The following is a 9834-nucleotide window of genomic DNA, read 5'->3' on the forward strand; positions in this document are numbered from 1 at the left end:
CACCGTGGGGCAGGCTGTTACCATTCTAATGCGGCTGCTGGGCTATACCGACGCCGACATGGGGGGCATCTGGCCGGACGGCTACATGGCTGCAGCGTCCACTGTGGGGCTTACCGACGGGGTGAGTACCGCCGCTTCTGTGCCCCTTACCCGTGCGACGGCGGCACGGCTCTTTGTGAATCTTCTGCGCAGTGACGCGAAGGGCGGCGGGTCCTACGGGATTTCCATCGCCGCAAGTTCCGTGGAGGGAATGCTGACCACCTCCAGCGCCACCGCGCCCGACGGCAGCGACACTGCCATGCGGCTGGGCAACTCAACCTCCTATTCCATCGCGGGGGGCAAGGTTTCCACCGGTGCGATGAACGGCATGAAGGGAATCCTTCTTCTGAACAAAGCGGGGAAGGTCATGACCTTTGTCCCGGAGATTGCCGGTTCCAGTCGCACCGTGGTGTTTGCCTCCGGCACCGCTGTGAAGCTCACCACCGCCTCCGGCGAGAGCTTTACAATCAAGGGCGATACGGCTATGGTAGTGAACGGAGAGCAGAAGACATGGGAAACCGGCTACACAATGCTGCACTCCGGCACGTCTGTGACGCTGTATATTGGCGGCAGCGGCGGTGTGGAGTATATCTTCGTGGGCGTCAGCGCCACGTCCTCCGCCGCAGTGGTGGTCTATGAGAAGGGGTCCTCGGCGGGCTTCAGCGGTCTTGCCAATGGCAGCACACGCTATTCCATTTACAAAAACGGATCCTCCGCCACGGCCAGCGATATGCGTCCCTACGACGTGGCGGTTTACAACCCTGCGGAGAACTCTATCCGGGTGTGCGATACCCGCATTACGGGTGTTTACGAAAACGCATCTCCCAATCTCAGCAACCCCAGTAAGATTACGTTGATGGGGACGGAGTTCTCCGTTCTGCCCACCGCAGCGGACACCATGTCCAAGCTGAAGCTGGGTCAGGCCATTACGCTGCTGCTCACCGAGGATAATCAGGTGGCGGGCGCGGTGGAGGCCGGTACCTCGGGGGCCATGGGCAACGCGGTGGGTATTGTGAAGGAGGTCAGCAGCACCTCGGCCACCATCAATCTCCTCTGTGGATTGACGATCACCGGAAAAGTGTCCTTGAGCGATACTGAGGTCAGCCGCCTGAAGGGGCAACTTGCTGCGGTGGCTTCCAGCCAGAAGGGCGCGATTGCCTTGTCCCGCCTGACGGGCGGCGCACAGGGTGATTTGGATGTGACAACGCAAAAGATGGGAAGCAAGTTGTTGGCGGAGAATGTGAAGATTTATCAAACTACCTCCGACGGCGCTAAGGCCATCAGCCTGAGCCAGATTCCCAGCGCCAGTATTCCGTCCTCCAGTGTGGCGTACGCCAGAACAAACTGGGCGGGAAGGGTAGACTTAATCGTTTTGTCCAATCTCACTGGCAGCGAATATCATTTTGGACGTTTTAGCTATACCTACGAATATAAAGAGGAGCAGGCCGATGGTAGCATAAAAACTCACCCGGCAACCATCAGTGTTATCGCAGGTACTACGGTTTTGGGCCCGTTCTCTACAATTTTTACCGTGGAAGATGATCGGGATGTCCACGATGGAGATTACGTCGGGGTAATTTTAAATCGACAGGAGACTGCAATCGACAGTATTTTGGTCTTGACCAAGTTTGAAAACATCTCCAACAGCGCGTGGAGCAGTCTCACCTCCGTCAATCTGGGCGGACGGAGCTATACCGTTCCCTCCAGCGCACTGTACTACAACAGGGCCACCAGACAGTGGATTACACAGGAGACGGCCCGTGCCTTTGCGAACTCATCCACGGTCTATACAGACAATTCCGGCTATGTCCGGGTGGTGGAGGTCCAATAACCGACCCAAAAGCCTGAAAGAGGGGTCCGCCCGAGGGCGGACCCCTCTTTCGTTGCATTGTCAACCCCTAAACGAAGGGCGACATAACTGGAAAAGTTTACATAAAATTTTAGATTGACCAAAGCGAACAGTCTTTGTTATAATAGCCGGGGGACAGGCAATATCTGGATGTCCCATGGGAATGCGGCTTTGCTCAGTTTGCCTCAATTTGGGCGGAAAGAGCGGGTTTTACCGTTTGCACCGTGCCCGCTTTCCATCATATAAAAGCAAAGACGGCTTTGAGCCGGTACGCACCGGTCCGAAGCTTATTTTTTAAAATTTGATTCGACAGATTTCGACGAGTGTGAAGGGAGAGTCTATGGCAAAATTTCGTGTTTACCGCGCCGCCGCCGCGCTGGCGCTATCTGCCGCCCTGCTGACGCAGCCCATGGCCGCCGCCGGGTTTCCGGATGCAGCCGGACACTGGGCGCAGAGCGCCATTGAAAAGTGGAGCGAACGATACGGCGTGCTTAACGGCTATGAGGACGGCTCGTTTCACCCAAACGACCCCATTACCCGGGGCGCGTTTGCAGGGATATTAAACCGCTTTTTACAGTATCAGAAGTGTTCTTCTGCCGATGTTTTCAAAGATACCGCCGGGGCCTATTGGGAGGATGCCATTTTGCGGCTCCATGCGGCGGGGGTGTATTTGGGGACTGACGGCGCGGCGCGGATCACCGCTAATATTACCCGCCAGCAGGCGATTACCATGGTGGGGCGGGCTTTTCAGTTGACCGAGTCCCAAACGGCGCTGACTTATGCGGACGCGGGAGACATTGAAATCTACGCCACGGGCTATCTCAGCGCCATGGCGGAGCGGGGTTACATTACCGACGTGAGGACGGACAACCGCTTTCGCCCCACGGAGCCGATTACCCGGGCGGAGCTGGTGAATCTGCTGAACAATATGATTGACACCCTCGTTCAGAAAAGCGGAGACTACTCCGCCGACTCTGCGGGGACCCTGATGGTGAACGCCGCCGATGGCGCCACGCTGCAAAACATGAGCATCAAAGGTGACCTCATTATCGCCCCCGGCGTGACCGGCGGTGTGGTGCTTCAGGATGTGACATTGAGCGGGACCGTCCGCAATCTGGGCGGCGCAACCGTGGACCAGTATGCCACCACGCCTGTGGAGGTCCCTGATACCACTACGCCTGTGGAGGGGCCCAAGACTACCACGCCGGAGGAGAATGTCCCGGCTTTGAACTGGAACTATATCACGGACCGAAATGGCAAGAAAATCCCTAATTTTTCCGGTGTGCCGGTGAGCCCCTTTGGGCAGGGAAGCTTTTATTGGAACAGTGCAGGGCGGCTGGCTTATAGCGGGACAGACTTCACCACCCGTTTTGGAATCGACGTTTCCGCCTATCAAAACCGTGCGATTTCCGGCAACAACATCGACTGGAACGCCGCAAGAAACGACGGTGTGGATTTCGCCTTCGTTCGGATTGGCTTCCGGGGTACCGGCTCCGGCACGCTGAACAAGGACGCGTTTTACGAGCGGAACATCGACGGGGCCATGGCCGCAGGCATTGATACCGGCGTTTACTTCTTCTCTCAGGCCATCACGGTGGCGGAGGCAGTGGAGGAGGCCAACTACATTATCAGTCTTCTGGGCGGGCGGAGCCTTACCGCCCCGGTGGCCTACGACTGGGAGATGCACGACAGCACCTACCGGGTTTACGGAACCAGCGCGGCGATGGCCACCGCCTGTGCCAAGGCATTCTGCCAGACGATTGAAACGGCGGGCTATCGGGCCATGGTGTACACCAGCAGCTATGTGGCCTACAACAAATTCGATCTATCTGTGCTGTCCGGCTATCCCGTCTGGTATCCGGAGTATAAATCCAATGAATCCACGGCGCTGTATCCCCAACTCTATTATCGGCCCGACTACTGGCAGTTTACCAGCAAGGGCTGTGTTGCGGGTCTTGCGGGCAACGTGGACTGCAATTTGCAGTTTATTTCCAATTGATTTGCGTGAAGTTGAAATGAAAAGCGCAGGAGCGGCGGAAGGCTGCTCCTGCGCTTTTTCTTTATGTAGAAAAAACGCCAAAACCGAAGTGCTTGCCCAGTCGGTTTTTTCAGGCTTTTTTGCGGAGAAGAAAGCAGATTCCGCAGTCCATGCCCTGCCGCCCAAGGGGCAGGTCCGGCGCTGCTTGGCGCAGGACTTGAATTTTTTCTCTATCTGTGATAGCATCATTCAGAAAACAGATGAGGATTTGCACAATTGCAAATCTTTTTTACGTTAAGGAGAGCAGATGGAAAATCATTTTGAAATTCGTATGACCACAGGGCAGCTCCAGACCGTCAGCAGTATCGGCCTCGCCCATGTAGGGGACGCGGTGTTCGAGCTGCTGGTCCGCTCCTGGCTTTGCGCCGGGGGAAAGGCCACCGCCAAAGGAATGCACCGTGCCACCGTGGCCATTGTCCGGGCGGAGTCTCAGGCGGCGCGGGCGGAGAAAATCTTGCCTGTTCTGACGGAGGAGGAGGCAGGGGTGTTCCGCCGGGGACGCAATGCCAATGTTCACACCGTTCCCAGCCATGCCAGCCGCGCCCAATACGCGGAGGCCACGGCGCTGGAAGCGCTGCTGGGCTGGCTGTACCTGTCCGGGCAAAAGGACCGGGTCAGCGAGCTGTTCGGCCTGATGATGGAAGGGGAGAGCTGATATGGCGCTGGACGCGGTCTGTCTGCGGGCAGTGGCGGAGGAGCTGCGGGGGCAGCTTTTGGGCGTGCGGGTGGATAAGGTGCAGCAGCCCGCAAAGGATCAGGTGGTTTTACTTCTGCGGGGTGGCCTGCGGCTGCTGCTTACAGCCGGGAACAATTCCCGTATCCAGCTTACCGGCCGGCTTCGGGATAACCCGGCGGAACCGCCCATGTTTTGCATGCTGCTGCGCAAGCACTTGGTAGGGGCACGGATTGCCGCCCTGACACAGCCGGGACTGGAGCGGCTGGTGGAACTGGAGATGAATGTGACCGACGATTTCGGTCAGCCGGGAAAACGGATGTTGGTTCTGGAAGCCATGGGCCGCAATTCCAACCTGATTTTGCTGGACGGGGAGCGGCGGATTGTGGAGTGCCTGCGCCGTGTGGACGCGGAGATGTCCGCCCAGCGACCCGTGCTGCCGGGACTTTTTTATCAGTATCCGCCCGCCGTGGAAAAAACCAGCCTGATGGAAGCGGAGGAGGACGACTTTTTTTCCCGTCTGGCCGCAGCCAACCCGGAGCGGCGGCTGGATGAGTTTTTGATGGACGGTTATTTTGGCGTTTCTCCGCTGCTTGCACGGGAGCTGGCTTTTCGCACAGCGAGGGAGACAGACAGCCGCCTTTTTTCTCTGAATGCCTCCGGAAAACGTCGGTTTTGGGAGGAAGTCTCCTCATTTCAAGTGAGTGTCAATGAAAACCGGTTTACACCAACTTCTGTTTGGCGGGACGGAAAACCTATGGAATTATCCTGTTTTCCCATTGAGCAATACGGTCCAATGGCGGAGAGCCGCGTCTATCCCACCTTTTCCGACCTGTTGGATGATTTTTACGAGTCACGGGAAAGGCAGGAGCGGATTCGCCAGCGGGGGGCCGATTTGGTTCGGGCCGCCACCAACGCCCGGGACAGGCTGCGCCGAAAGCTGGCCATGCAGGAAAAGGACTATGCGGCAACGCAGGATCGAGACGCGCTGCGCCTCAGCGGCGAACTGATCACCGCCAATCTCTACCGCATGGAAAAGGGACAGCGAAAGCTGACATGCGAAAACTATTACGATGAGGGCCGGGAAATCGATATTTTGCTGGACCCGTTGCTGGCGCCGCAGGAGAACGCGGCAAAGTATTTCAAGCGATATGCCAAGGCGAAAACCGCCGAAAGATACCTGAAAGAGCAAATGGAACTCGCGCGGCATGACGCGGCATATCTGGAGAGCGTTCTGGAAGAAATCGCAGAGGCGGAGACGGAACAGGATTTCAACGATATCCGCGCTGAGCTGAAGGACGCGGGCTTTCTGCGCCAGAAGGGGAAGGAAAAGCGGGGCCTTCAGCGTCCCGCAAAGCCCCGGGAATTCCGCACCACGGCGGGACTGCGGGTGCTGGTGGGCCGGAACAATCGGCAGAATGACAGACTGACCCACGACGCGGACCGGCGGGATATTTGGCTCCACACCCAAAAAATCCACGGGTCCCACGTCATTCTTCGCACGGACGGCGGGGAGCCGGACCGGGAGAGCATCGTGGAGGCCGCAAAGCTTGCCGCATGGTACTCTCAGGCGCGGGAAAGCGGCAATGTGCCGGTGGATTTTACGCAGGTGAAAAACGTAAAAAAGCCTGCTGGGGCAAGGCCCGGCATGGTGATTTACACCACCTGCGAGACGGTGCATGTTACGCCGGAGGAAGAGACGGTAAAGCGGCTGGGCGTGAAATAAAAAGGAAAGGGACCCTCCGCGCATCGCGCGTAGGGTCCCTTTGTTGTGCGGGAAAATTAAATCAGATTCACCGAATTAAAGCTTTTTCATATGCGCACCGGCGGATTTCAGCATCAGCTTTTTCACGCCCTTTTCCTCGAAGGCCACTTCCACCAGCGCGTCGCCGCCCATGGGACGCACGGATAGCACCGCGCCTCTGCCAAAGGCGGTATGCTCCACGGTGTCGCCCTGCGCCACTGCCATCAAAGGCTCCGACGGGGCTGTTGCTCTTTTCGGCGCAGGCGGGGTCGGTGTGCCGCCGTCACGATAGGTGCGAATGCCCCCGCTTTTATGAGAGGTACTGCCGAAGCTGTCGGAGCGCCCGGGATATCCTCCGGGGCGTCCGGAGCCACCTCCAAAGCCGCCGGATTGCCCGTCCGCGCGCCCGGAATATCCACCGCCAAAGCTGTCGCCAAAACCGGTGGGAGAGTCGCCCAAATTGTCCCAGCTCCCGCTGCTTTCCGAAGAAGCGGCACGGACCTCCGGCTTTCCGAACCACTCGTAGGTTTCTTCCGGCAGCTCGTCCAAGAACCGGGAAGCGCGGTTGGCGCTGGTGCGGCCATACAGCATCCGCTGGCGGGCGTTGGTCAGGGTCAGCCGCTCCTTGGCACGGGTCATGGCCACATAGCATAGCCGCCGCTCTTCCTCCAGCTCGTCCTGCTCGAACAGGGCGTTCATCCCGGGAAAGATGCCGTCCTCCATGCCTACCACGTAGACGCTGGGGAACTCCAGGCCCTTTGCGGCGTGAATGGTCATAAGGGTTACGCAGTCATCGCTGCCGTCCATGGAGTCCAAGTCCGTGTACAGCGCAATTTCATTCAAGAAGCCGGACAGGGTGGGGTCCTCGGGACTTCCATCCAGAAAAGCCGCAATGCTGGACTTCAGCTCCTGCACGTTTTCCAGCCTGCCCCGGCTTTCCATGTCGTTTTTCTCCTCCAGCACCCGGACGTAACCGGTCTGGTCGCACACCGCGTCGTAAAATTCCGGCAGGGCAAGAGTGCTGCCCAGCTTTCGCAGTCCATCCACCAAATCTGCAAACTTCAAAAGCTTCGGAGCGGGGGCTTTCAGCTCGGGAAACAAGTCCGCGTTGCGCATCACTTCGTAAAGGGAAATTCCTTGCTGGGCCGCGACGGATGAGGCTTTATCCATACTGGTGTTGCCGATGCCCCGCACGGGGACGTTGACAATGCGGCGAAGTCGCAGGTCGTCCAGCGGATTGTTCAGCACGCAGAGGTAGGCCAGCATGTCCTTCACTTCCGCCCGGTCGTAGAACTTGGTGCCGCCCACCACCTTGTAGGGCATTCCGTTGCGGCGAAGGGCGTATTCCAGCGCGTTGGACTGGGCGTTCATGCGGTAGAGCACCGCGCACTCGGAAAATTTCCGGCCCCGGTTTACCTGCATCATAATGTCGCCCACCACAAAATTGGCCTCGTCTGCTTCGCTGTAATTGGTGCGGATCACCACCTTATCGCCGCTGCCGTTGTCCGTCCAGAGTGTTTTGCCCTTGCGGCCGCAGTTGTTTTTGATGACGGCGTTGGCCGCGTCCAGAATATTCTGGGTGGAGCGGTAATTCTGCTCCAGCCGGATGGTGCGGGCGTTTTTGTACTGCTGCTCAAAATTCAGGATGTTCTCGATGTTTGCACCCCGGAAGCGATAGATGGACTGATCGTCGTCACCCACCACGCAGAGGTTTTTCCGCCCGCCTGCCAGCAAAGAGGTAAGAAGATACTGCAAATGGTTGGTGTCCTGATATTCGTCCACCAGAACGTAGCGGAATTTGCGCTGGTAATACTCCCGTACCTCTTTGTCCTTTTGCAGCAGGGTCACGGTGTGGAAGATAATATCATCAAAATCCAGCGCATTGGCGGAGCGGAGCTTCTCCACATAGCGGGCGTAGACCTTGGCAATGCGGGTCATTTTCCAGTCGCCGGAGTTCTGATACTGCTCTGCAAATTCCTTCGGTGTTTCAAAACGGTCCCGGGATTTGCTGATGACGCCCAGCAAATCTCTGGGGGGAAAAGCCTTTTCGTCATAGCCCAGCTCTTTGAGAATGTCTTTGAGGACCCGCTTGGAATCGTCAGTGTCGTAGATGGTGAAGTCCTTCTGAAAGCCGATGCGCTCAATATCCCGCCGCAGAATGCGCACGCAGGCAGAGTGGAAGGTAGAGGCCCAGATGTCGTTTGCCTCCGGCCCCAGACGGTCCGCCAGCCGGGTTTTCAGCTCGCCCGCCGCCTTGTTGGTGAAGGTGATGGCGATGATCTCCCAAGGCCGGGGCGGGTCCACGGCGCAAAGCCGCACTGCCCGCCGCCGTTCCTCCGGCTCCGGGTCGTCGGAAAGGTTCTCCAAAAACGCGAGGTCCTCCTCCGTGACATCCTCGGAAACCTCGTCGCAGTCGCCGCCCCGGCCATAGGTCAGCAGGTTGTATACCCGCTGGATGAGAACGGTGGTTTTGCCGGACCCGGCTCCCGCCAGCAGCAGAAGAGGCCCCTCGGTGGTCATGGCGGCTTGCCGCTGCATGGGATTCAGCCGCCGAAGGTCCCGGGAAATAAAGGCTTTCCGGGCGGCAATAAAACGCTTGTTGAAGTCAGTCATATGTTCACCAGTTTTCTATAATCTCAATATCCATTTTAGGACAAAATAGAGCCGGGGTCAACCGTGGGTTTCATATTTCGCGCTTGCCCGGTGCAGGCTGTGCACTGGACCAAAGGCATAAAATTCCGTTTTTGTTGACGCTGCTTGATTGGAGTGTTATCCTGATGGAAAAGGAGCGGGAGGAGAATCTGTGGGCAATTTTCGCGCGAGTTCATTGATGAAGCGTCCCGCAAACGTTCTGACGGCGGGCCGCATCCTGCTGTCTTTTCCCCTGGCTTGGGCCGCGCCCCTGTCTCCGGCATTTTATGTCCTGTATACGCTGGCGGGCGTCACGGACATGCTGGACGGCCCGGTGGCTCGCAAGACCGGCACCGTGAGCCGGGAAGGGGCTATGCTGGACAGCATCGCGGACGCCGTGTTTCTGGCGGCCGCGCTCATCGCGCTTTTTCCGGTATTAAAGGAGCGCTGCCCGCATTGGGGCCTTTGGCCGGTTCTGGTGGCGGCTACGCTCCGGTGCGGGGCCTATGGCGTTGGTTTTTATAAGTACCGCCGCTTTGCCGCGTATCACACGCGGCTGAATAAAATCACCGGGGCGGCGCTGTTCTGCGCGCCCTATCTGCTGCCGTTTTGGCAGAATACGGAGGTGCTTTGGGCGGCGCTGTGTGCTGTGGCGTGCGTTTCCGCCGGGGAGGAATTGTTGATTCAACTCCTGAGCAGACGGTATCATCCGGACATACAAAGTGTGTTTGATTCAAAGAGGAGGGATTTCCATGTATGAATTGATTCAGGCCGCCCCGCGCACGTACTATATCCAAAGCCCTGCCAAAATGGGAATCTGGAAGCCCGACGGCGGCGACGCAGTGCTGATTGACAGCGGC

Annotated in this window: 6 protein-coding genes; 5 read left to right on the forward strand and 1 reads right to left on the reverse strand. The window is 58.0% G+C overall.

The annotated features are described in order from the left end of the window. The 4 genes from B2W96_RS09770 to B2W96_RS09785 form a co-directional block, all read left to right on the forward strand. On the forward strand, window positions 1–1870 hold a 1870-nt coding region (locus B2W96_RS09770), incomplete at its 5' end, for a hypothetical protein (RefSeq protein ID WP_293010104.1). 358 nt (window positions 1871–2228) lie between these two features. After that, entirely contained in the window at window positions 2229–3887 is a 1659-nt protein-coding gene (locus B2W96_RS09775) for a GH25 family lysozyme (RefSeq protein WP_293010105.1), read from the forward strand. 286 nt (window positions 3888–4173) lie between these two features. Further along, on the forward strand, window positions 4174–4581 hold the full coding sequence (locus B2W96_RS09780) for a Mini-ribonuclease 3 (RefSeq protein ID WP_293010106.1): 408 nt from the start codon (window positions 4174–4176) through the stop codon (window positions 4579–4581). A gap of 1 nt (window position 4582) precedes the next feature. Beyond that, window positions 4583–6325 (forward strand): Rqc2 family fibronectin-binding protein, encoded by a 1743-nt coding sequence (locus B2W96_RS09785; protein WP_293010107.1) that lies wholly within the window; start codon window positions 4583–4585, stop codon window positions 6323–6325. A gap of 75 nt (window positions 6326–6400) precedes the next feature. Here B2W96_RS09785 and B2W96_RS09790 read toward each other — a convergent pair whose 3' ends face one another. Then, window positions 6401–8956 (reverse strand): ATP-dependent helicase, encoded by a 2556-nt coding sequence (locus tag B2W96_RS09790; protein WP_293010108.1) that lies wholly within the window; start codon window positions 8954–8956, stop codon window positions 6401–6403. Window positions 8957–9173: 217 nt separating this feature from the next. Here B2W96_RS09790 and B2W96_RS09795 point away from each other — a divergent pair, with 217 nt between their 5' ends. Next, entirely contained in the window at window positions 9174–9734 is a 561-nt protein-coding gene (locus B2W96_RS09795) for a CDP-alcohol phosphatidyltransferase family protein (RefSeq protein ID WP_293010109.1), read from the forward strand. Window positions 9735–9834: the final 100 nt, after the last annotated feature.

Origin of the sequence: Oscillibacter sp. UBA6647 (assembly GCA_002455655.1) — a bacterium.
Taxonomy (GTDB): Bacteria; Bacillota; Clostridia; order Oscillospirales; family Oscillospiraceae; genus Oscillibacter.